The 22,936-nt window shown below is 44.4% G+C and carries 25 protein-coding genes; 5 read left to right on the top strand and 20 right to left on the bottom strand.

Going from position 1 to position 22,936, the window contains the following annotated elements:
- Nucleotides 1-51: 51 nt before the first annotated feature.
- From thrB to yutH, 5 genes are all read right to left on the bottom strand, one after another.
- Complete coding sequence (gene thrB / locus MWM02_RS02760) at nt 52-966, bottom strand: homoserine kinase (RefSeq protein ID WP_244402895.1); 915 nt, start codon at nt 964-966, stop codon at nt 52-54.
- Nucleotides 963-2,024, bottom strand: a complete 1,062-nt coding sequence (gene thrC, locus MWM02_RS02755) for a threonine synthase (RefSeq protein WP_064552036.1) — start codon at nt 2,022-2,024, stop codon at nt 963-965. Before thrC ends, thrB begins: the two co-directional genes overlap by 4 nt.
- Complete coding sequence (locus MWM02_RS02750) at nt 2,021-3,322, bottom strand: homoserine dehydrogenase (RefSeq protein ID WP_064552037.1); 1,302 nt, start codon at nt 3,320-3,322, stop codon at nt 2,021-2,023. Before MWM02_RS02750 ends, thrC begins: the two co-directional genes overlap by 4 nt.
- 187 nt (nt 3,323-3,509) lie before the next feature.
- Nucleotides 3,510-4,490, bottom strand: coding sequence for a 2-hydroxyacid dehydrogenase (locus tag MWM02_RS02745; protein ID WP_244402894.1), 981 nt, complete (start codon nt 4,488-4,490; stop codon nt 3,510-3,512).
- 91 nt (nt 4,491-4,581) lie between these two features.
- Complete coding sequence (gene yutH / locus MWM02_RS02740) at nt 4,582-5,586, bottom strand: spore coat putative kinase YutH (protein ID WP_244402893.1); 1,005 nt, start codon at nt 5,584-5,586, stop codon at nt 4,582-4,584.
- A gap of 268 nt (nt 5,587-5,854) precedes the next feature.
- Here yutH and MWM02_RS02735 point away from each other — a divergent pair, with 268 nt between their 5' ends.
- Nucleotides 5,855-6,352, top strand: a complete 498-nt coding sequence (locus MWM02_RS02735) for a phosphatidylglycerophosphatase A family protein (RefSeq protein ID WP_244402892.1) — start codon at nt 5,855-5,857, stop codon at nt 6,350-6,352.
- A gap of 283 nt (nt 6,353-6,635) precedes the next feature.
- On the opposite strand, the gene MWM02_RS02730 is transcribed toward MWM02_RS02735, so the two are convergent.
- Together MWM02_RS02730 and hepT are read right to left on the bottom strand one after the other, a co-directional pair.
- Nucleotides 6,636-7,406, bottom strand: a complete 771-nt coding sequence (locus tag MWM02_RS02730) for a TIGR01457 family HAD-type hydrolase (RefSeq protein ID WP_064552041.1) — start codon at nt 7,404-7,406, stop codon at nt 6,636-6,638.
- Nucleotides 7,407-7,617: 211 nt separating this feature from the next.
- A complete protein-coding gene (gene hepT, locus MWM02_RS02725) occupies nt 7,618-8,055 on the bottom strand; it encodes a type VII toxin-antitoxin system HepT family RNase toxin (RefSeq protein WP_244402891.1) in 438 nt (145 codons plus the stop codon).
- A gap of 100 nt (nt 8,056-8,155) precedes the next feature.
- Between hepT and MWM02_RS02720 the strand changes: the two genes are divergently transcribed.
- Both MWM02_RS02720 and MWM02_RS02715 read left to right on the top strand, forming a co-directional pair.
- Nucleotides 8,156-8,425, top strand: a complete 270-nt coding sequence (locus MWM02_RS02720) for a DUF3055 domain-containing protein (protein WP_064552043.1) — start codon at nt 8,156-8,158, stop codon at nt 8,423-8,425.
- Between the two features lie 56 nt (nt 8,426-8,481).
- The gene (locus MWM02_RS02715; RefSeq protein WP_064552044.1) at nt 8,482-8,748 is read left to right on the top strand and encodes a hypothetical protein; all 267 of its coding nucleotides are present in this window, start codon (nt 8,482-8,484) and stop codon (nt 8,746-8,748) included.
- Between the two features lie 116 nt (nt 8,749-8,864).
- On the opposite strand, the gene MWM02_RS02710 is transcribed toward MWM02_RS02715, so the two are convergent.
- Nucleotides 8,865-9,140 carry a YutD family protein gene (locus MWM02_RS02710; protein WP_003248293.1) on the bottom strand — a complete coding sequence of 92 codons (276 nt, stop codon included), beginning with the start codon at nt 9,138-9,140 and terminating at the stop codon, nt 8,865-8,867.
- 113 nt (nt 9,141-9,253) lie between these two features.
- Here MWM02_RS02710 and MWM02_RS02705 point away from each other — a divergent pair, with 113 nt between their 5' ends.
- Nucleotides 9,254-9,940 (top strand): YhcN/YlaJ family sporulation lipoprotein, encoded by a 687-nt coding sequence (locus MWM02_RS02705; protein WP_064552045.1) that lies wholly within the window; start codon nt 9,254-9,256, stop codon nt 9,938-9,940.
- Between the two features lie 58 nt (nt 9,941-9,998).
- On the opposite strand, the gene lipA is transcribed toward MWM02_RS02705, so the two are convergent.
- Nucleotides 9,999-10,895: a lipoyl synthase gene (gene lipA / locus MWM02_RS02700; RefSeq protein ID WP_064552046.1), complete on the bottom strand. Its 897-nt coding sequence runs from the start codon at nt 10,893-10,895 to the stop codon at nt 9,999-10,001.
- Between the two features lie 167 nt (nt 10,896-11,062).
- Here lipA and MWM02_RS02695 point away from each other — a divergent pair, with 167 nt between their 5' ends.
- Nucleotides 11,063-12,070, top strand: a complete 1,008-nt coding sequence (locus MWM02_RS02695; protein ID WP_064552047.1) for a M23 family metallopeptidase — start codon at nt 11,063-11,065, stop codon at nt 12,068-12,070.
- Nucleotides 12,071-12,139: 69 nt separating this feature from the next.
- On the opposite strand, the gene MWM02_RS02690 is transcribed toward MWM02_RS02695, so the two are convergent.
- The 11 genes from MWM02_RS02690 to sufB form a co-directional block, all read right to left on the bottom strand.
- Nucleotides 12,140-12,847 (bottom strand): ABC transporter ATP-binding protein, encoded by a 708-nt coding sequence (locus tag MWM02_RS02690; RefSeq protein ID WP_244402890.1) that lies wholly within the window; start codon nt 12,845-12,847, stop codon nt 12,140-12,142.
- A 1-nt stretch (nt 12,848) separates the two neighbouring features.
- A complete protein-coding gene (locus MWM02_RS02685; RefSeq protein WP_064552049.1) occupies nt 12,849-13,628 on the bottom strand; it encodes an ABC transporter ATP-binding protein in 780 nt (259 codons plus the stop codon).
- Entirely contained in the window at nt 13,603-14,577 is a 975-nt protein-coding gene (locus tag MWM02_RS02680; RefSeq protein WP_064552050.1) for a branched-chain amino acid ABC transporter permease, read from the bottom strand. The genes MWM02_RS02685 and MWM02_RS02680 overlap by 26 nt, the downstream gene beginning before the upstream one ends.
- Before the next feature lie 15 nt (nt 14,578-14,592).
- On the bottom strand, nt 14,593-15,471 hold the full coding sequence (locus tag MWM02_RS02675; RefSeq protein WP_064552051.1) for a branched-chain amino acid ABC transporter permease: 879 nt from the start codon (nt 15,469-15,471) through the stop codon (nt 14,593-14,595).
- 81 nt (nt 15,472-15,552) lie between these two features.
- On the bottom strand, nt 15,553-16,740 hold the full coding sequence (locus MWM02_RS02670; RefSeq protein WP_064552052.1) for an ABC transporter substrate-binding protein: 1,188 nt from the start codon (nt 16,738-16,740) through the stop codon (nt 15,553-15,555).
- A gap of 321 nt (nt 16,741-17,061) precedes the next feature.
- On the bottom strand, nt 17,062-17,805 hold the full coding sequence (gene yunB / locus MWM02_RS02665; RefSeq protein WP_244402889.1) for a sporulation protein YunB: 744 nt from the start codon (nt 17,803-17,805) through the stop codon (nt 17,062-17,064).
- 70 nt (nt 17,806-17,875) lie between these two features.
- Nucleotides 17,876-18,178: a YunC family protein gene (locus MWM02_RS02660; RefSeq protein ID WP_064552342.1), complete on the bottom strand. Its 303-nt coding sequence runs from the start codon at nt 18,176-18,178 to the stop codon at nt 17,876-17,878.
- Between the two features lie 56 nt (nt 18,179-18,234).
- Nucleotides 18,235-19,626 carry a bifunctional metallophosphatase/5'-nucleotidase gene (locus MWM02_RS02655; RefSeq protein ID WP_064552054.1) on the bottom strand — a complete coding sequence of 464 codons (1,392 nt, stop codon included), beginning with the start codon at nt 19,624-19,626 and terminating at the stop codon, nt 18,235-18,237.
- Between the two features lie 13 nt (nt 19,627-19,639).
- Entirely contained in the window at nt 19,640-20,458 is an 819-nt protein-coding gene (locus tag MWM02_RS02650; RefSeq protein WP_244402888.1) for a sulfite exporter TauE/SafE family protein, read from the bottom strand.
- Nucleotides 20,459-20,473: 15 nt separating this feature from the next.
- Nucleotides 20,474-21,322: a DUF72 domain-containing protein gene (locus tag MWM02_RS02645; protein ID WP_064552056.1), complete on the bottom strand. Its 849-nt coding sequence runs from the start codon at nt 21,320-21,322 to the stop codon at nt 20,474-20,476.
- A 202-nt stretch (nt 21,323-21,524) separates the two neighbouring features.
- Nucleotides 21,525-22,922, bottom strand: a complete 1,398-nt coding sequence (gene sufB, locus MWM02_RS02640; RefSeq protein ID WP_064552057.1) for a Fe-S cluster assembly protein SufB — start codon at nt 22,920-22,922, stop codon at nt 21,525-21,527.
- Nucleotides 22,923-22,936: the final 14 nt, after the last annotated feature.

Genomic DNA, 22,936 nt, shown 5'->3' with positions numbered 1-22,936 from the left:
ACCACGGCCGTTTATGCCGAAAATAACAGCGGTTTCCTAAGGGAACCGCTGTTATTTTTCTAGCGACATCTTATACACTTGACTCCCTTTTTGTTCGACCGTCAGCCACTCTACCGCGCAATCTGGAAAGTGTGGAGCCAATTTTTCTTTTAATTTCATTCCTTTTCCTGGTTCGGCGAAAGCAAGAACGGTAGGGCCAGCCCCGCTCAATGCCACCCCAAACGCTCCGTATTGCGTAGCCAGCTTTTCTACAAGCGATAATTGCGGAACAAATTCTTTGCGATATGGCTGATGAAACAAATCGCACGCCATCATTTTCCCGGCAAGTTCCCATCTTTTTGTCAATAATGCCGCGACTAACACGTTGCTGACCGCGCTAGCCTCGACGGCATCTTCTCGCGCCAGCATCTGCGGCAAAACGCTGCGCGCTTTTTTTGTCTCCAATTCATACGAAGGAATGACGGCAACTAAATCTAATTCCACGTTTGGAACATGAACAACGTCTGTCCCTTGTCGGCGATGGCTGCCAATGACAAGCCCTCCATATAAAGAAGCGCCGACATTATCCGGGTGCCCTTCATAACAGCTGGCAAACCGCATTTTTTGCTCCAGCGAGAGCGATAGATCAGCCAGCTCATTGGCCAGTTCAATTCCCGCTACCACCGCTGCCGCGCTGCTTCCTAATCCACGCGTAAATGGAATATCGCTATATACATCCACTAAGCAACTTGGCAACGTGCACCCGTATGTTTGCGCCACTTGCGCTGCTACTTGATAAATTAAATTGTCCGTTCCCCTCGGGATCGCTTCTACCTCGGAAGAATGGGGAACAAACTTCCATTCATCCGCCATCCTGACTTCTAGTATCAAATAACGGGATACGGCAAGACCAATCGAATCAAAACCTGGTCCTAAATTGGCCGTGCTTGCCGGAACGACGATTTTTAACATCCCATCTTCTTTCATTGATGGACAACTCCTTGAATGCGTTCAAACACGACTGTTTCGTCGTTTGGAAGTACGGTTGGTTCGATTTCCGCCGCTTCCATCGCAATGGCCGGATCTTTTAGGCCATTTCCTGTTAACACGGCCACAACGGTGCTGCCTTTTCCGATTTCATTCCGCTTCCGTTGCTTGATCACTCCTGCGATGGATGCACAAGAAGCTGGTTCGGCAAAAATGCCTTCCTCCCGTGCGAGCAACTTATACGCTTCTAAAATTTCGGCATCGGATACTTCATCAATTTTTCCATTCGATTCCGTCGCCGCTTGAACCGCTTTTTCCCAGCTCGCCGGATTGCCGATGCGAATCGCCGTCGCAATCGTTTCCGGATGCTCGATGACTTGGTTGCGGACGATCGCCGCCGCTCCCTCCGCTTCAAATCCGCGCATTTGCGGAAGGCCAGTTTGTTTTGCCGCATGGTACTCTTTAAATCCTTTCCAATAAGCGGTAATATTCCCGGCATTGCCGACCGGAATCGCGAGCACGTCCGGCGCTTTGCCAAGCTGGTCGCAAATCTCAAACGCCGCGGTTTTCTGTCCCTCGATGCGATATGGATTTACCGAGTTGACAAGCGTGATCGGGGCCGTATCGCTAAGGCGGCGCACCATTTTTAACGCTTCATCAAAGTTTCCTTCAATCGCGAAAATTTCCGCTCCGTACATAACCGCCTGCGCTAGTTTCCCCATTGCGATTTTTCCGTTCGGAATCACGACAATGCAGCGCAGCCCCGCTCTTGCCGCGTAGGCCGCCGCGGAGGCGGACGTGTTGCCCGTCGAAGCGCAAATAATCGTACGGCTCCCTGATTCTTTCGCCTTTGCAACCGCCATCACCATGCCGCGGTCTTTGAATGATCCCGTCGGGTTTACCCCTTCGACTTTGACGTACAATTCAATGCCAAGCTTTTCCGACAACCGCGGCAGCGGAATAAGCGGGGTATTCCCTTCATTCAAAGAAAGCATCGGGGTGTTTTCATTGATTGGCAAAAATTCGCGGTACGCGTGCAACAAACCTTTCCACGTCATGCTTTTCCCTCTCCTTCAACGCGATACGAGCTCTTTACTTCATGGACAATTTCCAAATCGCGCAATTGCTGCAAAATTTCTTCGTAATCTTTTTGCGACGCGCGATGTGTGACAATGACGATTTCCGCAAGCCCATCTTCTTTCAACGGCAATTGTAAAATTTTCTCGAAGCTGACGCCATGTTCAGAAAATAGTGTTGTAATTTTCGCAAACGCACCAACTTGATCTTTCACATGAATACGCACAAAATATTTCGAAAAAATTTCTAATGGGGATTTTAGTTGTTTTTCGTACTGCGGTGCGACTGCATTGCATCCGTTTACCCCTAACCTCATATTCTTCATGACGGCTACTAAGTCAGAAACAACGGCTGTCGCGGTTGGCAAACTCCCCGCTCCCGGTCCGTAAAACATTGTTTCGCCGACCGCCTCGCCGTACACATATACCGCATTGTATTCATCATTCACGGACGCAAGCGGATGCGAATCAGGGAGCAGCGTCGGCTGAACGCTGACTTCCACTTTATTGCCATCACGTTGGGCAATGCCGATTAATTTCATCGTATAGCCGAGGCGTTTGCTATAGTTGAGATCTTCTTCCGTAATCGACGTTATTCCTTTTACTTGTACATCTTCTAAATCAATGTTCATCGAAAATCCGAGACGGGCTAAAATCGCCATTTTTCGAGCCGCGTCTAATCCTTCCACGTCCGCAGTCGGATCTGCCTCCGCATATCCAAGCGCTTGTGCTTCCGCCAACACTTCCTCATAAGACGATCCATATTTGCACATTTTTGTTAAAATATAGTTTGTTGTTCCATTGACGATCCCCATCATTTTCGTAATGCGGTCAGAAGCAAGGCCATCAACGAGGCTGCGCAAAATTGGAATTCCCCCGGCGACGCTTGCTTCAAAAAACAAATCACAATGATTTTCCGCCGCCACTGCCAACAATTCCGATCCATACAATGCCATCAGGTCTTTATTTGCCGTCACCACATGCTTTCCTTGCTGCAATGCGCGCAGCAAATATTGGCGCGTTTCTTCGATTCCCCCCATCACTTCGATAATGACATCGATTTCCGGATCGTCAATGACGTCTGTGACATCGGTTGTCAACAAAGACGGGTCGACGCGTACGTCTCGTTGTTTATATATATTTCTTACAAGGATTTTTTTCACTTGCACCGGGCATCCTACTTGATGCATCAGCCGTTCTTGATGATTTTCGATAATTTTGACAACACCGCTTCCAACGGTACCTAATCCTAACAGCCCGACAAAAATCGGCTTGGCCATACTCCCCACCCTTTCTGTATCTCCTATATAAACATTTGTTTTTTTATAGTAGACATTATAAAAGATGTCGTTTTTTTTTACAATGATTAATTTTTATATTAAATATGGAAAGCGATTAATATCAAGCAAATTCAGATAATTTTTTTGCAAAAAGCAAGCAGCCCTGCTAAAGGGACTGCTTTAGTTACTATCGGTCCAACTCTTTGTTCACAAGCGTTTCAGGCCGTTTTCCTTTTAACACTGCAATAATATTTCGGCAGCATAGTTCCATCATCTTCGTGCGCGTTTCTTTCGTCGCGCTTCCGATGTGCGGTAAAGCAACGACGTTTGTTAATGTTAATAAAGGATGGGAAGCGTCAATCGGTTCATGTTCAAACACATCTAATCCTGCCGCAGCGATTTCCCCGCTTACAAGCGCATCGTATAAATCTTGTTCATCCACAACCGCTCCCCTTGCCGCATTAATAAATATCGCCGAGCGTTTCATTTTGCGAAACGCCTCGCTGTTAAACATGTGACGCGTTTCCTTTGTTAGCGGCGTCAAACAAACAACAAAATCGGCGGCTTTCAACAGCTCTTCCAATGAGCAATATGTCGCACCAAGTTTTTGTTCCGCTTCTATATTGCGAGAACGATTATGGTATAAAATGTTCATATCAAAACCAATCGCGCGTTTGGCGACAGCCTGCCCGATTTTTCCCATACCGACAATGCCGATCGTCTTGTGGTGGACATCAGCGCCAGCCAATAAAAATGGACTCCAGCCTTTCCATTTTCCTTCTTTGATCCATTGCGCCGCCTCCACTACACGGCGGGCGGTCGCCAGCAGCAAGGCGAACGTTAAATCGGCAGTGGTATCTGTTAACACATCCGGGGTGTTGCAAACAGCAATGCCGTGTTTTGTCGCAGCAGAAACATCGATATTATCAAACCCAACCCCCATGTTCGCGACGACTTTTAGCGATGTTCCCGCTTCTAATATTTCTTCATCGACGACGTCAGACACCATCGTTAATAACGCGTCTGCTTTTTTCGCTTCGTTCATTAATACATCGCGAGGAACTTGTATGTCGTCATGCGGCCACATCGCCACTTCAGCGATATCTTTTATCGGGGCGACAATATCATCTGGAAGCTTCCGCGTAATAAACACGTACGGTCGAGGCACGCAGTCCACCTTCTTTATATGTATTTTTCCTTATTTTATCATAATTCTTAATCATAAAAAAAACGATGAAGAAATGATCATCGCTATATGATCAATAAAAAAGCCAGTAAATTTTAGGAATATAAAGCCGGCGACCGGCAAGCCCCGCAATATCCGCAAACGATGCGAGAAATTGTTCGTTCTCGCGGGAACGGCTAACAATGCCACGTAACGTTTGTTCATATGCTTGTTTTTTTCTTTCTTCATCTGTCATATAATATCCTTCCACGCATTCAAAATAATGAAGAGGAAAAAGAAGACGTGCGTAAATTAAACGCCAGGCAAACGGCGATAATGGAGTAATCCGTTGATAGTCACGGAAAAAACGCCGTATATTTTCCGCGGAAATATTGCCCTTTTTCGTGTATATGTGCCGAACCCACTCTGCCAAATCTCTCGCGCAATGATCATATACCCAATCCGTTGCTAACTTTTGTTCCTTTCCTTCCATCCATTTCACATTCGGCAGTCGTTCATGACAAAAGGTCGCGCAGTCAACGCCGACAGGTTCCTCATCCAACTCCACATCCGCTACATATTGAATCGCGTTCTCCGCCAAGCCGAGATAGTACGGAAACGATTCAATAAAAAGCCGATCAAACATAGCAGTTATCCCCGTCTCGATTTTTCTTCTCCAAAATTGCTCCATCTGATCGAGTCGTGCTCCCCAAAACTCTTTCCATTGGCCGATTCGCCGGCAATGGATGATCGGGATAGGACATGTGCGGCCGCGCTGGTGAAATTTCGCTAATTCTCGGCCGATAGAAATATTTCTTGCATATGGTGAAACAGACGAGCGGACAATCACCATAGGTTGGCCGTCGTAGTAAGCAACAAACTTTCCTGACCTAGTCGGAACGAAGGCTGCGACAGTATCATCTCCCATCAATAATAAATAATCGCTCATCTTCCGCAATTCCTCTATTTCCGCTTCCGTGCGCCCATATACAGGAATAACAGTATAACGCTGATTTTTATATAGAAATGTATCGTATCTCCCGGTTTTTTCAAACCATTCTGCCGTGATTTCGTATTCATTGTGAATAAACTCCTTCATCGCTTCCTCCCCCCTTATAAAAGTAATATATGAGGGGATTTGCAAAAAAATCTGCGCCTTCCGGATATTCTCACATTCCTTTGTCGAAAAGTTAAAATAACCAACCTGCCAATTTATACACTGATTTTCTCCATCCATTCCTCTCTATTGTCAAAATTATAGAAAATAATTCCAATTTTATAAGCATCAATGTTTACAGAAACGGCACATTTATGACATGATAAACATATATAATAAAAATAATTCCTTAAAGAAACAGGTGAAGTGAATGAAGGAACCGATCATGAACAATCTGGAACAAACCGCACGCCAATGGCTCGAAGAACGCGGCGTTACAATCAAAGACATCGCTGAACTCGTGTATTATTTGCAATCGAAGTACCATCCGAATTTGCAACTAGAAGAATGTATTGAAAATGTCAATCGCGTAATTTCCAAACGGGAAGTGCAAAATGCAATTCTCACCGGCATTCAGCTTGACAAATTAGCGGAAGAAGGCAAGTTAGATGAGCCACTGCAGTCGATTATTCAACGCGATGAAGGCTTATACGGAGTCGACGAGATTTTGGCGCTTTCCATTATAAACGTGTACGGCTCCATCGGTTTCACCAATTACGGATATATCGATAAACAAAAGCCCGGCATCTTAAAAAAGTTAAACGATAAATCAACGGGAAAATGCAATACGTTTTTGGACGACATTGTCGGCGCTATTGCTGCCGCTGCTTCAAGCCGTTTAGCGCATCGGGCAGCCAACGTGGAGTAAGCGGCCTTTTACCAAAAAAGAGGGGAACAAAAAGTGTTCGGCAGCTGTTCGCTTTTTTTGGCTTCTCCCTTTTTCGTAAAAAATAAGAAAACCATTCCTCTTTTGGTATAATCGAGTCACCACAGCTCACGCCGATTAAAGCCATGAAACATACAATCGGAAAAACCGTTCATTATTGGTACAGTGCGCATCAAGGATGTTTCATCCCCCATCTACAGCTAGAAAAAGAAAGAAGAGGCTGACTTCAAAAGGTCGATCGACGACCTTTTGAGTCGGCCTCTTTTTAAATGCGGTCGATCCACTCTTTGAGCGAATCCGCCGTATATGTCGGCTGCTTTTCATATCGTTGCAGCAGTTCTTTCGTCGTTACCCCCGTATGGACAAGAAGTGTGTCCATTCCTGCATTCATTCCTGCCATAATATCGGTATCGTAGTAATCGCCGATCATTAATGTTTCCTCTCTTGGCACTCCCAACACTTTTAACGCTTGTTCCATAATGATTTTCTCCGGTTTTCCAATAAAAATAGGCTGCACTTGCGTCGACACGGCAACCACAGCCGTGAGTGAACCGTTTCCTGGCAGCAATCCCCTTTCTGTCGGAAGTGCAATATCGGCATTTGTCGAAATAAACGTCGCACCGTTGCGAACGGCTAAACAAGCGATGGCAAGTTTTTCATATGTAATATTTCTGTCAATTCCCATCACAACGAATTCCGCATCTTCTTTCGCAAAAGCAAATCCTTTTTCTTCCAGAGCGGTACGGATTCCTTCTTCACCGATCACATAAATAGAAGCATCCGGTTTTTTTTCAAAAATATAGTTTGCCGTCGCTTGGCTTGTCGTAAATACATGCTCCTCTGTCGCCGGAACGCCGAATGACTGCAATTTCTCCGCCACTTGCGCCGGCGTGCGCGAAGAGTTATTCGTAACAAACAAATACGGAATGCCTTTTCGATGCAATGCTTTGACAAAATCGCGAGCTTCCGCAATACACTCCGTTCCACGATATATCGTACCGTCTAAATCGATTAAATATCCCTTGTACTTTTTCAACGTCTTTCACCTCTTTTTTAGGATGCACGTAACCAACTTATAAAAAGAAACGAAAAATGTCAAAAAGCAAACACGCTCCAATGCCCTTCCGTTAAGAAGTGGGGGCTGCCGCAAAGAAGCCTTCTTCATCACATGCATGGAGCGGAAGGCTTCTTGGGAAAATGAACATTGGAGACGCGTTTGCCAACATATAAAAGAATGAAATGATCCTTCAATTGCGGAATGCCGACACAGGACCGAGTTCGTTTTCCAAATATGTGCGAATAGCGTTCGGATATGCTTGCAGCGCCGAAAAATGTTTTTGCATTTCCTCCAACAATTTTGCGTAGTCGACATTCGTATAATGATGAACAAGCATTTTTCGATAACCAATGATCGCTTTCAATCCTTTTGCGTCATCCGCCGTGACAACCCGTTCATCCGTCAAAATATCGATAATGTCTTCATAGCTGCCCGGGTCTCTCATAATAAAACCGTCGATCATCGCGTTTCCCACATCCAAAATCGCTTCAATCACCAAATGAACAAGGCGCTCAAGAGCAAGCTGGGACAATTCGTCGTCCCACGACGACTTTTGCTTATAAATATGTAACAGTTTTTCCATATAGCGCAACGTTTCTTCGATTTTATTGCGGTCTACAAAGTACATCGTTACTTCCTCCTATATTTGTCTTTTTTTATTGTATCATAATCATGCGAATATTGTTATGATGGAAGTATTCATCATTTCTTGCTGGGGGGCGAAGTTTATGAGCGAACGTTTTTACTTATATGACGACACGGTGGATACGAAAACGCGTTTTGTCAGCTTTTTAGGAGAACGGCAACGGTTTGATTTGGCAATTATCGAGACAGACCGCTTTTATGGAAAATATTTAGTCCTCGATTTGCAGAGCAACCGTTTTGCAATTATCGGGCAGGACGATTTAGAAGAGCCGGGGTATTTGGAGAATGCCTACCGCTTAAGTGAAGAAGATGCCAACGATTTACGATCATTTTTATACGAATGCATTTCATAGCCGCTTTCTCGTTAGGGGACATTATAAATAATCCTTTAAATGAGGAAGGTGAAACAGTGCCGAGCGACTTTTCCACCGTAGAAAAACGGAAAAATTTTTTAACCGCCGAAGAATTCCCGGAAGGGCCGTACGGTTCTCCGCGGCGCGCAGACGAACCAGTAGAGAACAAAAGCACTCCGTGGAAAAAAGGGCAGCGTTACTATAGTGCTTTTAACTACGAATACAAATCGTTCCATCAAAACATCCCGCGACGTGATCCCGGCGCACATCCGCCGCACGATGACCCACGGGAAAACGAACAATTTCCATACAGCGAAGCATAATGATAAGGGTGTCCCAAAAGTGGCGGGACACCCTTCTGTGCTACCGTATATACGCATCGAACAATATATGGTATCTGTTTGTGGCCAAACAACCTTTTGAGTCAGTCTCGCTTGTTTTACCGTTTTACTTTGCGGAGCACAAAATACGCGCAGCCAAAATTGCAATATTCATACAAATATTCTGATAATGTGCTGATTTTCGTATCATATGTCGCTCTTTGGTTATGGTCGTCAAAAAACCCGCGTAAGCGAAGTTGGTTATATCCCCAGTCCCCCACAATATAGTCATACTTGCTTAAAATATCAGCGTATCGCGCGCGAAACGCTTCTTCATTAAACGCGTTTTTCACGTTTTCCACTAATTCATAACATATATTGTTAATGCATATCATCCCTTTTCACCTTGCCTTTCCACTTTCATCATAAACGATGAAACGCTCCCAATCAATTACTGTTATTAAAGTTGAGCAGGAGGAACATCCTGAAAGTGAAGGGGGTGTTTGCAATGAGAAAAGCATTGCTTGCGTTCACGTTAGGTACAGCCGCAACATTGGCAGGCTGTGCGCAAACGGCGCAAGATAACAATACGGACGTATACAAGCGAAGCGGCAATACGATGAACGTCACTGATCGCAACGATTTATATAACGAAAATGGGGTGCCGAACGGCGACGATACGCGAATGAACAATTTTGGCTATGTCCGCCATCAAAAAAGCCCTGTCTCTGGCGATGCAAACTTGTATAACAATATGCCAACGTTCAACCGCGAGCGCGCGGCTGATTTAATTAGCAAGCTTTGTACGCAGTTGCCAAACGTTAACGACGTCGCCACATTGGTGACCGACGAAGAAGTATTAGTCGTTTATGACACAGATGCAAAAAACCGCCATCAAACAGCGGACCAAGTGAAAAAGACCGCTCTTTCTGTCGTCCCGCGCTATTATCATGTATACGTTGCCGACGACCCGCGCCTCATGAAAGATATCGAGCGCTTCGGGCGCTTAGATTCCAACAGCCGAAATATTGATCAAATTATCGATACAACGATCCAAAGAATGTTAAAATATCCGCAAGGCCGGAAATTAAGTGATGGGGAAAACGAAAATGGCGAAATGATCAACGAAACGAATGACCGTCTCGACCGTGATTTCCATGATGAAAGACCAACCCCCGCAAAAATAAACCGATAGCACGACAATAGAAAAACGGTCTGTCTTCACTGGAAGGCAAGACCGTTTTTTCATGCGTTTATGCTTTCATTTGCCGCGCTGCCGAAGCCGCATTGACTTGTTCATCCGCATGGTAAGAAGAGCGAACGAGCGGGCCGGCTTCGCAGTGGGTGAATCCTTTGCTTAAGGCGATTTCTTTTAATTCCCTAAATTCGTCTGGATGATAATATTTCACTACTTTCAAATGTTTTTTCGTCGGTTGCAAATATTGACCGATCGTTAAAATATCGACGTGATTGGCACGCAAATCATCCATCGCTTCAATAATTTCTTCTTTTGTTTCGCCAAGACCGACCATAATGCTCGATTTCGTCGGAATGTCCGGCTGCAATTCTTTCGCGCGGCGCAAAAATTCAAGCGAGCGTTCATATGTCGCGCGCGCGCGCACTCTCGGCGTCAAGCGGCGCACCGTTTCAATGTTATGGTTTAAAATATCCGGACGCGCGTCCATCAACGTTTTTAAGTTTTCGTATACTCCCCCCATATCGGAAGGCAGCACTTCAATCGTCGTAAATGGATTTTTGCGACGGATGGCACGAATCGTTTCCGCGAACACCGCCGCTCCTCCATCTTTCAAGTCATCGCGAGCGACAGCAGTAACAACGACATGCTTTAAGTTCATCAGACGGACAGATTCGGCGACACGTTCCGGCTCTTGCCAGTCAAGTTCCGTCGGCAATCCCGTTTTTACCGCGCAAAAACGGCATGCACGCGTACATACGTTCCCTAAAATCATAAACGTTGCCGTTCTCCGCACCGCCCAACATTCATGAATGTTTGGACATTTCGCTTCTTCGCATACGGTATGTAACCGGTTTTCACGCATCAATTTCTTTAAGCCGGTATAATTTTCATTTGTATTCAGCTTTATTTTTAACCAATCCGGTTTGCGAAGATGTTCTTCTTTTGTCGCCATTGTTCTCACTCCAATAGATTTTATTTACATTTTTCATTATAAAAAAAACAGCAAACAAACACAAAAAATTAGCCACTGCATGTCACTTACCATTTTTTAATATTTATGAAACAAGCCAATCTCTCCAAACTAAATATAGGAGATGTGCGGAAAGGGGGGAAAAGCGCGTGCATCCATTTATATTTGCCATCGTGATGGTCACCGTTATATTTTTGTCACCAAAAACGATATTTGGCCAAGAAAAGTTAGATGAAGACATAATTTATCAAAAACGGATGGAATTGTACAAAAAAGCAGAGGCGGTCTCATTGATCCCTTGGTATTACTTTGCGGCGATCGACCAATATGAGCGGAACGTCCGGCAAGTGCGCCGCAATTTGCCAAAGCCCACCGGCGCGCTTGGCATCTATATCAAGCCGGAAATTTGGGCGGGGCCGTTAAATAAAAACCCTTATGACACCAATCCGTTTTCGATTTCGCAATTTGGCGGCTTCGGTATGGATGGAAACGGAGACGGTGTCGCCGACCCGACAGACGATGAAGATGTGATTTTTTCTATGGCACGATTTCTACAATCGTATGGAATCGACCATAAACATGTCAAAATGGCACTGTGGGACTATTATCAACGCAGCAAAACGGTCGATTTGATTTTAGGAAAAGTGAAAATCTACAAAAAATATCAGACGTTAAAGTTAGACGATCATGTATTTCCGCTCCCGCTTCACACGGATTATAGCTACCGGGATACATGGGGAGACGCGAGGGGCTGGGGCGGACGCCGTATTCATGAAGGAACGGATATTTTCGCAAGCTACGGTGTTCCAGTGCGGTCGACTTGCTACGGAATTGTCGAATTAAAAGGCTGGAATAAATATGGGGGATGGCGCATCGGCATCCGGGATATTAACAACAACTATCACTATTTTGCTCATTTAAACGGATTCCCCCCACATTTGCGCGAAGGACAAATCGTCGAGCCGGGAACCATTATCGGCTATGTCGGCAGCTCTGGGTATGGCCCTCCGGGAACAGCGGGAAAATTCCCACCGCACCTTCATTACGGAATGTACAAAGATAACGGATACATGGAATGGTCTTTTGACCCATATCCTCACCTAAAGGCATGGGAGCTGGCAGAGAGACTGAAGAAAAAGCAAGGAGGTTCGTACTAGGCGACCTCCTTTTTCCATCTATTGCGCTACGCGCTTTGTTTTGCTTCTTTTGTCAAGCTAAAATGAACTTTAATGTCCTCCCAAATACGCTTTCTTCACTTGTTCGCTAGCATTCAGCTCTTCCGCTAAACCTGATAAGACAACACGGCCAGATTCAATGACATACGCCCGATCGGCCACCGAAAGTGCCATATTCGCGTTTTGTTCTACCAACAAAATGGTCGTTCCAAATGAATTAATTTCTTCAATAATGCGGAAAATGGTTTTGACTAATAACGGGGCTAGCCCCATGGATGGCTCGTCTAGCAGGAGAAGGCGCGGACGCGCCATCAGCGCTCTGCCCATCGCCAACATTTGCTGTTCTCCTCCCGATAAAGTTCCAGCAAGCTGCTTTCTTCGTTCATAAAGGCGAGGAAACAGATGGTATACTTTCTCGAAATCTTTCTGAATTTCATGTTTATCTTTCCTTAAAAAAGCACCTAATTCTAGGTTTTCTTCCACGGTCATATTGGCGAAAACACGCCGACCTTCTGGAACATGGGAAATTCCCCGTTTGACAATCGTTTGCGCCGCCTTTCCCGCGATCGATTGTCCTTCATACAAAATATCCCCCTGCTTCGGCTTTAGCAATCCGGAAATCGTCTTTAACAGCGTGCTTTTGCCGGCGCCGTTTGCCCCGATTAGTGTGACGATTTCTCCTTCCTTGACTTCCAATGAAACTCCTTTAAGCGCTTGAATATTTCCATAAAATACATTGATGTTTTCAACTTTCAGCATTTCAGGACACCTCCTCGCCGAGATATGCTTCAATCACTTTCGGATTATTCCTAATCTCCTCCGGCGTCCCATGCGCAATCAGTTGTCCATGATCAAGCACGTAAATTCGTTCGCATATTCCCATGACAAGAGACATATCATGCTCAATCAGCAAAATCGTCAAATGAAATTTTTCTCTTATAAAAGCGATCAAATTCATTAGTTCTTGGGTTTCCTGAGGATTCATGCCCGCCGCAGGCTCATCAAGCAGCAACAGCTTTGGATGTGCCGCAAGAGCTCTTGCGATTTCTAAACGGCGCTGCTGTCCGTATGGTAAATTCTTCGCTTTTTCATGCATTGCATGCTCCAGCTTGAAAATTTTTAAAAACTCTATTGCCTTTTCCTCTATTTCCTTCTCGCCGGAAAAATGAGAAGGCAAGCGAAATATCGAGCTCAAAATAGAATGGCGGGCGAGAGAATGGTACGCAACCTTTACATTATCAAGCACGGACAGCTCTCCGAACAAACGGATATTTTGAAACGTACGGCTGATTCCTTTTCGCGTAATTTTGTAGGGCGGTAGGCCGTTTAACTTTTCATTGCCAAGCATGATCGTTCCTTCCGTCGGTTCGTAGACACCGGTCAACAAGTTAAAAAAAGTCGTTTTTCCTGCCCCGTTCGGTCCAATGAGACCGACCAATTCCCCCATATGTAATTCGATATTGACACCGGATAATGCTTTCAAACCGCCAAATTCAATGCCAACGCCATCCGCTTTAAGCAACAGTGTGCTTGTTGCCATCTTCGATTCCCCCTTCAGCTGCTCTGCGCTGCTTAAAGAACGAAGTCAGTTCCCGCGTACCTAGCAATCCTTTTGGACGGTACAACATTACTAATATAAGCACAAGGCTATAGATAATCATTCGCGTCTCTGGATATTCTTGCAAAAACGTCGAAACAATCGTCAGTAAGATTGCAGCGATGACAGCGCCGGACATGCTTCCTAATCCTCCGAGTACAACAAAAATCAAAATATCAAATGATTTCAAAAAACCAAAATTTGTCGGCTGAATAATATAAAAGTGGTGGGCATAAAGGCCGCCGGCAATGCCAGCAAAAAAAGAACCGATGACAAAGGCGACTACCTTATAATACGTCGTATTGATCCCCATGGAATCGGCTGCGATTTCATCTTCACGAATCGAAATGCAGGCACGGCCATGAGTAGAATTGGTGAAATTTGCAATAACGATGATGGTAATAAGCAAGCAGGCGAATACCCATGGCCAAGTTGTAAGGTGGGTTACCGTCATACCGCTGGCGCCGCCAACATAATCAACATTTAGCAAAATAATTCGCACGATTTCTCCAAAACCAAGCGTAGCGATCGCCAAATAGTCCCCTTTTAGGCGAAGGGTCGGAATGCCAATGAGAAGACCCGCCACCGCAGCAGCAATCCCGCCGACAAGCAAAGCGAGGGAAAACGGCAGTTGCAGTTTCATTGTCATGATCGCCGAGGCATAGGCCCCGACCGCAAGAAATCCGGCATGTCCGATGGAAAATTGCCCTGTAATCCCTATAATTAAATGAAGGCTGACCGCTAGCATAACATTAATCGCCATAAAAAATAATGTATTAATATAAAAAGAATTGAGCATTTCCCTAGATATTAACAGCTGAACTACTGCAAAAAATGCAAGCGCTAGCGCAATAGAGAGCCAAAACCCGTTTATCCGTTTCCGAATTGTCATTACTCTCCCCACCTTTTATACTTTTTCTCTTACATTTTTACCAAATAATCCGGACGGTCGGAAAATAAGAATAAGGATAAGAACGATAAAAGCCACTCCGTCACGCCAGAGAGAGTAACCGAGACCGCTTACGAGCGATTCAATAACACCAAGTACAAGTCCGCCGACCATCGCGCCTGGAATAATGCCGATACCACCCAACACAGCTGCTACGAAAGCTTTTAAACCTGGAATAATCCCCATCAGCGGTTCAATTTTCACATAGTAAATGCCAAAAATGACGCCAGCAGCTCCCGCTAGAGCAGATCCAATCGCAAATGTTGCCGATATTGTATTGTCCACATTAATTCCCATTAAGCGGGCAGCTTCTGCGTCGTAAGAAACGGCACGCATCGCTTTTCCTATTTTCGTTTTATGAACGATAAGTTGAAGGAGAATCATTAATACAATCGAAGTAGCCAAAATCCACAATGACTGGCTGCTGATCGTTACACCAAATACCTCTATTTTTTTATCTGGAAGCAACGTGCTAGGATATGCTTCTGGCTGGGCGCCACGTATATAGATAGTTCCGTATTCAATAAAAAGCGACACCCCGATCGCAGTGATGAGCGCGGCGATTTTCGTCGCATTTCGCAAAGGCTTATAAGCAATTCTTTCAATGCACACACCTAAGACAGCACATACCACCATCGCCATGAGAAGCGCTGGAAAAAATCCTACATGTAAGCCCGTAATAGCATAAAATCCAACAAAAGCACCGATCATAAACACATCGCCATGAGCAAAATTGATGAGTCTCACAATTCCATACACCATCGTATATCCGAGAGCGATTAGCGCATATATGCTGCCAAGGGATATCCCGTTTACTAGCTGCTGAACGAGCTCCATATTTGCACTCTCCTTGGGAAATATTGTTTTTCTGAACGATCACGAATAGGGGGACATGCCCCCTATCCATCTCATTAATTGTTATGGATTCACTTTTGTTTTGAATTGTTGCTGGCCGTCCTTATATTCAAGAATCGTGACAGATTTTACCGGATCATGATTTTTATCCAAAGTCAATGTTCCGGATACAAGAGAAAGGTCTTTCGTTTTAGCGAGAGCATCTTTAATCTTTTCTGGATCTACATCCCCTGCTCGTTTGATCGCGTCAGCAAGGAAATACGCCGTATCATACCCAAGCGCGTTAAACGCGTCTGGAGATTTGTTATATTTTGCCTTGAATGATTTTACAAAATTTTGAATTTTCGGATCAGGGTCATTCGAGGAATAATGGTTTGTAATAAACGTATTGTTCAGCGCTTCTTTTCCAGCAATTTCAACTAGTTTCGGAGAATCCCATCCGTCGCCGCCCATAATAGGGACATTAATGCCAAGTTCACGCGCTTGTTTCACAATAAGGCCTACTTCCTCGTAATAACCAGGCAAGAAAATAAATTCTGGATTCGCTGATTTGATGCGTGTAAGCGTAGCGCGGAAATCAGTATCTTTCGCCACGTAAGCTTCTTCCGCTATAATTTTGCCGCCGTCTTTTTCAAACGATTTCTTAAAAGCAGAAGCAAGCCCTTTGGAATAATCACTTGAAGTATCAATAAGTACAGCGGCTTTTTTTACTTTCAAATCATTAATAGCGAATTTAGCGGCTACCGTTCCTTGGAAAGGATCGATGAAACACGTCCGGAAGACAAATTCGTTTACTTTTCCGCCCTTGTTGGTAATCGTAGGGTTTGTTCCCGTTGGTGTAATTAACGGAATTTTGTTATCTTGCGCAACTTGGATTTGCGCAAGCGTATTTGTGCTTGTTGCCGACCCGATAATCGCCGTCACTTTATCTTGGCTAATCAGTTTGATCGCACCATTTGTCGCCTCTGCCGCATCCGATTTATTATCTACTTTCACAAGCCTGAGTTCCTTTCCGTTAATGCCTTCTTTATTTATTTCCTCAAACGCAAGTTCTACCCCTTCAGCAATGGATCGGCCGTATGAAGCAACTCCACCAGACAATTCCAAATTGGCTCCGATTTTAATCGTATTGCCGCCTCCGCCCTCACTGCCAGATGAACTATTCGCATCCTTTTGATTTCCGCATCCTGCCATGATGCCGGCAGTTACGACCAGCGATAAAAAAGCACTAGCTAACCTTTTTTTCTTCATTATCTGTCCCCCCGAAATAATTTTTGTAAAATTCAATTAATTGTATTTATTTTCTTATCGCGTCCCACATCCTTTCTATATGTTTTTGTAAATAACATAATAATAAAACTATTTTTAATTTAATACAATATTACAAAATTTTAACCTTTTCGTCTAGGCGTTTTTTTCTTTGAGTTAAAGGCATTCATCACATATGAGTTTTTTATCAGCAATCTCGCATTATGAAAGCGCCAACACACAATATTTTTTATATATAATTTTTCATTATTGTTACATAAAAACAAAGGTGGAAAGAAGGATACAGATAGGAAACTCGATGATTTAACGTGCGGGAACGCTTAAAGGCGGATTGGTCCCGCCATTATTATAAAAATCCGGAACTTCCCCTTGAATCACCTGCATTGCGATCGGAATATCCGTCGAAACTGTTGCGGCTTTTGTCGCGAATGGAATCACTACTTGAATATCTACGGAAACGTGAATGTCGACCTCAATTAATGCGTTATTAATTCCAAACGGCTTAATTTCTTTTGTTACATCTGATGCAACATTGCCGATGATCTGAAACTGAACGGGAACACGTGGCCCAAGATTGCCAAGAAGCGAATTATCTGTAATTTGGCCAATCGGAATGTAATAAATAATGCCGTTATTTTCCACTTTTTCTAGTTCAGCGTCAGGAAGTTCAAGCTCTGCGATTTTTCCTTCTGTTGCCGCTTTTAAACTTTGCATGACATAATTGTCTGTCTTTGCCAAAATCCGATTGACAACAGCCGTATTAAAATCTACCGAAGCAATTTTGCCGCTTTCGTCCTTCTGTACCATAATTAAGTCGCTCATTTCCGTGTTTTCTTTTAAAAACTGCTGTTCAACCGCATTATTAATGACTAAATTGGCAATTCGTTTCGTTTCTTTTTCAGCAATTTCCATTAAGACTGGCTCAATCCCCTTATTAACGATCCAAAGGCTTACCACAGTCGCAAGCGTAAAGAAAACAAACGTCAGCAAAAATACGTATCGCAAGGGAAGCGGACCTCTTTTCAAACGCGCAGGAAATCTAGGCAAAATAAAATCCCTCCTTTACAAGCTATATGTATGCTTGAAAGAAGGGAGATAACGCAAATTATAAATTTTTTTACCGCATCTTCAAGAGTGCCTCTTTCCCTTTCATACCAACCGTAATTCCTTGTTCTTCTGCGGCGAGCGTCACCGATTCCAAAGGCGCCTCTAATAATTGCTCGATGGTGCGGACGCCAACGGCCCTTCCGGCAACGATTCCGCGGTCACGCAATTTTTCGTTCAACAGCGCAACATCTAGCGCACCGCACATAATATACCCTTTTTCGCTTGCTACGGCAAGCAAATTCGTTTTCGGCAATTGAACGGAAACGGCGATAAACGGATAATGATCGATCGTGATTGGAGTTACGCTAATCATCATAAAGTCACGCTCCTTCCTCTATTCAATGTATGAAATACAGGGAGGAAGTGCGCCTATTTTCTGGTCGCTAATTTCCATGCTAAAACATCCCGCAAAAATTCCGGCATGTAATATTCTTTTTTCGGAGCGCGTTGGATTTGCGGATAAAAATGCCCGATCGTAAACATATCAATCGTCGCTACATCGTATAGCCGGTCCGGATTTAACGGCTCGCCGTTAATCATAATACGGCGAATATGCTCGGAACCATCTTTTCCAGCTTCCGTTTCCAGTTCGACCCCGTCATACACCATTTGGCCCATCACTTTGCCGCGAAACCCAAACCCTTTAAATTCTAAGTATTTCATTCTTTCTGTATTTGCTTGTAAAATAATCTCCTTTAATTCCGCGCCGCGCAGCTGCACTTTGCAAGGATTGATCGGGTGCGGGCAAATGCGGTGCAAATCTTTTCTTGTCACCATCCCCTTGTAAAGCGGCTCTAACAGGACGCCCGCATTGACCATGCCAATTTCTGCTTTACACCATTCTTTAAGCGCCGAAGCAAGCAGTTCGGCAAACGGAGATGGCGAAAACCATTGCAGCGGCAGATCTTCTTTCAGTTCTGCCACCTGTTCCGATTCCAATTTTTTCAAACTTTGCTTTTCTAATAACGATAAAGTGCGCTGCATTTGCTCTGAATCTGGAAAGCTTTCCACATCCGCAACAGTAGCCAACGCTTCATACGTATGGTCGTTTTCTTCAATTTCTAACTTTACTATTCCAACAAATTTCCCATATTTTCCGGCCGCGCATAATAATGTGTCATTAATCCTTTTTCCCTCTGGGAATAAATGATGGGTATGCCCTCCAAGAATGATGTCAATTTCCGGTATCGTCTGTGCAATTTTTTCATCATCGTTGATTCCTAAATGAGATAACAAAATAACCAGATCGGCTTGTTTCTTTACTTCTGCGGCTAGGTCTCCCAGCATCTCAAAAGGTGTCGTCACGTTCCAGCCCAATAGCTCGTAAGATTTAGTGAAATAAGCGGTGACTCCGATCACACCAACGCGTAATGTATCGGAAATGGGAATAATGTAGTACGGATGCGCCCAAGAAGGACGCGTGCCATCTTTCCTAAATAAATTGGCGACAATCACCGGAAAGCTCGCGTTTTCGTATAGTGTATCCAATTCATTGTAATCAAGGGTAATTCCTTCATTGTTACCAATCGTTACAGCATCGTAATGAAGCTCATTCAGCAAATCCACATTGGCCTTTCCCCTTGTCGCCTCCGTAATCGGATGAAAGCGATCAATAAAATCGCCAATGTCAAATAACAGCATCGTCTCATTGCGTTTTTCATGCTTTTGTCTTTGTTCCCATAAAAAATGAGAAATTTTCGGCCAATATTCAAAATGGCTGTGCACATCGTTCGTATGGTATACGTATACTGTCCGTTTCAACGAGCGCCCTCCTTTATGAAATGCTTTGATAAATGAGACGGACTCCTAAAAGAACAAGCACGAGGCGCAAGGCGATCACAATCGTTTTGCTGCGAAGCCGTTTATTAATGAACGCACCCGTTTTCGCTCCAAACCAAACACCTGGAATTAAAGAAAGCGCAAACAGCCATTGGACATTTCCCATAAAAACGTGCGTCAGCGAGCTAACAAGGGAGGATAAAAAGATCATAAACATGGAAGTCGCAACAGCGACGTGCGGAGGAAAGAAAAATAAAATCATCATTGCTGGCACCATTAACGAACCGCCGCCGATGCCAAACATTCCGCCAAAAAAGCCAACGACAAAAGAAATGGCAATAGCGACGAGCGGATGATATCCATACGTCACTGTCTCCCCTTCATTCGTTATATAAGTGCGCGTAATTTTAAACGGCTTTCTCTGCGAGCGCGCTGAAGCATTGCTGCTGAAAGATAAAAAAAACGATACAGCGATTAAAAAGAGGCCGAAATATAGTGAAAAATGCTCTAAGCTTAACTTATTATTAATCCAAGCACCAATGATCGCCCCAGGACCGCTCCCGATAAAAAATAAAAGCCCGCTTTGGTAATCAACCATTTTCTCCTTCATATATGACAATGTCGATGATAATCCATTAAAAATAATGACAACGAGCGAAGTACCGACCGCCACTTGCGGAGTGACGTGCGGCAGCCAGTGTATAGCGCCTAAAAACAACAAAGATGGCACAATGATCACACCGCCGCCCAACCCGACTAAACTTCCGATCGTCCCCGCTAAAAAGCCGACAATAACTAACAATACGTACTCCATATTCTCACTCCAATGCTAAAATAAATCCAGCTGTCGTGGCGCTAAATCCGTATACTCAATGCCAAGCAAGCGGATGAATTGCTTCGCGTTATCCGCAGCATCCCCGCCGGAATTGTTGTTAAACAATACATAAATATCATTTGTCTTCGTTTTTAACGTTTCAATATGCGCCACCCATTCGCGCAATTCATCTTCACGGTATCGATATAAATATCTTACAGCTCGCCAATTTTCCCCGCTTGTCGCCTTATTCCATCCATATACGTTGCGTCCATGCAAACGAATCAACGTTTTTTCCGCATTAGTCGGATGAAGCACGGTTGGAACGGAGCCTTCCCCCGCCTGCGGTTCATCACAAATGCTATGAATCCATCCCTCTTCCGTCATAAACTGCAATGTTTTTGCATAAAAACGTGGGGAAAACCATGAACGATGGCGAAACTCAAGCGCCACTGGAACTTCTTTCATTTGCGCCTTGCACCAACGCAAATACGTTACATGTTCGCGGCGACAATCAAACCACGGCGGAAACTGAAACAACACCATCGCCAGTTTTCCCGAGCGGATAAACGGCTCGATCGAGTCCAAAAAAGCGGCAAACATCTCTTCTTTGCTTGAATATGGAATCGGGCCGCGTTCATGCCCCGTCATTCCTTGGTACGCTTTAACGACAAAGCGAAACGAATTTGGCGTTTCACGAATCCACTTTTCGACATTCTGCCGCGGCTGAATCGCATAAAAATACGAATCCACTTCTACAGTGGGAAAATGCGCGGCGTATTCTTGCAGCTTATCTTTCGCCGCAAGACCTGGGGGATATAAGCTGTCGTGATCTCCCCAACCGGTTAACCCTATATAAATCATACGTATCACCTAGCTTCATCATATCACAATTGCAAAAAATTTGAGAACAACGGAATACGCGCGGCAAAAAAACGTGAAAACCATCCATTCGCCACAGGCAAATGGATGGTTTTTGGAAAAATGGATTAATCGATAGAGGCTCAACTAGGGTGAATGTGGGTGTGGCGTTCAAGAAAGAGCACACACCCTTAATGTTACAGGATTAACCAATACTACCTTCCATTTCAAATTTAATGAGTCGGTTCATTTCCACCGCATATTCCATTGGAAGCTCTCTTGTAAACGGCTCGATAAAGCCCATGACGATCATTTCTGTCGCTTCCTGTTCAGAAATGCCGCGACTCATGAGATAGAACAATTGCTCTTCGGATACTTTTGACACTTTCGCTTCATGCTCGAGCGAAATGTTGTCGTTTAAAATTTCGTTATATGGGATCGTATCGGATGTCGATTGGTTATCCATAATGAGCGTATCGCATTCAATGTTCGAACGCGATCCTGACGCTTTGCGGCCAAAGTGAACCATTCCGCGATAAGTCACTTTACCGCCTTGTTTCGAAATCGACTTCGATACGATCGTGGATGATGTGTTTGGCGCAAGGTGAATCATTTTCGCACCCGCATCTTGATGCTGACCTTTTCCGGCGATTGCGATCGATAATGTCAAGCCGCGCGCGCCTTCTCCTTTCAAAATAACAGCAGGATATTTCATCGTTAATTTAGAACCGATGTTTCCGTCAATCCACTCCATCGTCGCATTTTCTTCGCAAACCGCGCGCTTCGTTACAAGGTTAAACACGTTGTTCGCCCAGTTTTGAATCGTTGTATAACGGCAATATGCACCTTTTTTGACGATAATTTCAACAACAGCGCTATGAAGCGAGTTCGTTGTGTAAATCGGCGCGGTGCATCCTTCGACGTAATGAACGTGCGCTCCTTCATCAACGATAATTAACGTGCGCTCAAACTGCCCCATGTTTTCCGAGTTAATGCGGAAGTATGCTTGCAGAGGCGTATCCACTTTGACGCCTTTCGGCACGTAAATGAACGAACCACCCGACCATACCGCCGAGTTTAGCGCCGCAAATTTATTGTCCGTAGGCGGCACGACTTTGGCAAAATACTCGCGGAAAAGATCTTCGTTTTCTTTTAACGCGGAGTCTGTATCTTTAAAAATAACGCCAAGTTTTTCCAAATCTTCTTTCATATTATGGTAAACGACTTCTGATTCGTACTGCGCGGATACACCCGCTAAATATTTTTGTTCCGCTTCAGGAATTCCTAACTTATCGAACGTTGCTTTAATTTCTGGCGGCACCTCGTCCCAAGAACGTCCTGATTTTTCCGCCGGTTTTACATAATACGTAATTTCATCAAAATCCAAGCTTGATAAGTCGCCGCCCCATTGCGGCATTGGTTTGCTGTAGAAAATATCTAACGCTTTTAAGCGGAATTCCAACATCCATTGCGGCTCATTTTTCATCCGGGAAATTTCTTCAACAACTTCCCGCGTCAATCCGCGTTTCGCGCGGAATACTGATACGTCTTTATCGACGAATCCGTACTTATATTCGCCGATTTCCGGCGCTTTTTTCGCCATGCGGTTTCACCCTC

This window comes from Parageobacillus sp. KH3-4 (genome assembly GCF_022846435.1).
Taxonomy (GTDB): domain Bacteria; phylum Bacillota; class Bacilli; order Bacillales; family Anoxybacillaceae; genus Parageobacillus; species Parageobacillus thermoglucosidasius_A.
This window is presented reverse-complemented; position numbering and strand designations above follow the sequence as displayed.

What these genes read in the sequence shown, in the direction of transcription:
- thrB (WP_244402895.1), bottom strand. Translation starts at nt 966, where the DNA reads ATGAAAGAAGATGGGATGTTAAAAATCGTCGTTCCGGCAAGCACGGCC.
- thrC (WP_064552036.1), bottom strand. Translation starts at nt 2,024, where the DNA reads ATGACGTGGAAAGGTTTGTTGCACGCGTACCGCGAATTTTTGCCAATC.
- MWM02_RS02750 (WP_064552037.1), bottom strand. Translation starts at nt 3,322, where the DNA reads ATGGCCAAGCCGATTTTTGTCGGGCTGTTAGGATTAGGTACCGTTGGA.
- yutH (WP_244402893.1), bottom strand. Translation starts at nt 5,586, where the DNA reads ATGAAGGAGTTTATTCACAATGAATACGAAATCACGGCAGAATGGTTT.
- MWM02_RS02735 (WP_244402892.1), top strand. Translation starts at nt 5,855, where the DNA reads ATGAAGGAACCGATCATGAACAATCTGGAACAAACCGCACGCCAATGG.
- hepT (WP_244402891.1), bottom strand. Translation starts at nt 8,055, where the DNA reads ATGTACTTTGTAGACCGCAATAAAATCGAAGAAACGTTGCGCTATATG.
- MWM02_RS02720 (WP_064552043.1), top strand. Translation starts at nt 8,156, where the DNA reads ATGAGCGAACGTTTTTACTTATATGACGACACGGTGGATACGAAAACG.
- MWM02_RS02710 (WP_003248293.1), bottom strand. Translation starts at nt 9,140, where the DNA reads ATGATATGCATTAACAATATATGTTATGAATTAGTGGAAAACGTGAAA.
- MWM02_RS02705 (WP_064552045.1), top strand. Translation starts at nt 9,254, where the DNA reads ATGAGAAAAGCATTGCTTGCGTTCACGTTAGGTACAGCCGCAACATTG.
- lipA (WP_064552046.1), bottom strand. Translation starts at nt 10,895, where the DNA reads ATGGCGACAAAAGAAGAACATCTTCGCAAACCGGATTGGTTAAAAATA.
- MWM02_RS02690 (WP_244402890.1), bottom strand. Translation starts at nt 12,847, where the DNA reads ATGCTGAAAGTTGAAAACATCAATGTATTTTATGGAAATATTCAAGCG.
- MWM02_RS02685 (WP_064552049.1), bottom strand. Translation starts at nt 13,628, where the DNA reads ATGGCAACAAGCACACTGTTGCTTAAAGCGGATGGCGTTGGCATTGAA.
- MWM02_RS02680 (WP_064552050.1), bottom strand. Translation starts at nt 14,577, where the DNA reads ATGACAATTCGGAAACGGATAAACGGGTTTTGGCTCTCTATTGCGCTA.
- MWM02_RS02675 (WP_064552051.1), bottom strand. Translation starts at nt 15,471, where the DNA reads ATGGAGCTCGTTCAGCAGCTAGTAAACGGGATATCCCTTGGCAGCATA.
- MWM02_RS02670 (WP_064552052.1), bottom strand. Translation starts at nt 16,740, where the DNA reads ATGAAGAAAAAAAGGTTAGCTAGTGCTTTTTTATCGCTGGTCGTAACT.
- MWM02_RS02660 (WP_064552342.1), bottom strand. Translation starts at nt 18,178, where the DNA reads ATGATTAGCGTAACTCCAATCACGATCGATCATTATCCGTTTATCGCC.
- MWM02_RS02650 (WP_244402888.1), bottom strand. Translation starts at nt 20,458, where the DNA reads ATGGAGTACGTATTGTTAGTTATTGTCGGCTTTTTAGCGGGGACGATC.
- MWM02_RS02645 (WP_064552056.1), bottom strand. Translation starts at nt 21,322, where the DNA reads ATGATTTATATAGGGTTAACCGGTTGGGGAGATCACGACAGCTTATAT.
- sufB (WP_064552057.1), bottom strand. Translation starts at nt 22,922, where the DNA reads ATGGCGAAAAAAGCGCCGGAAATCGGCGAATATAAGTACGGATTCGTC.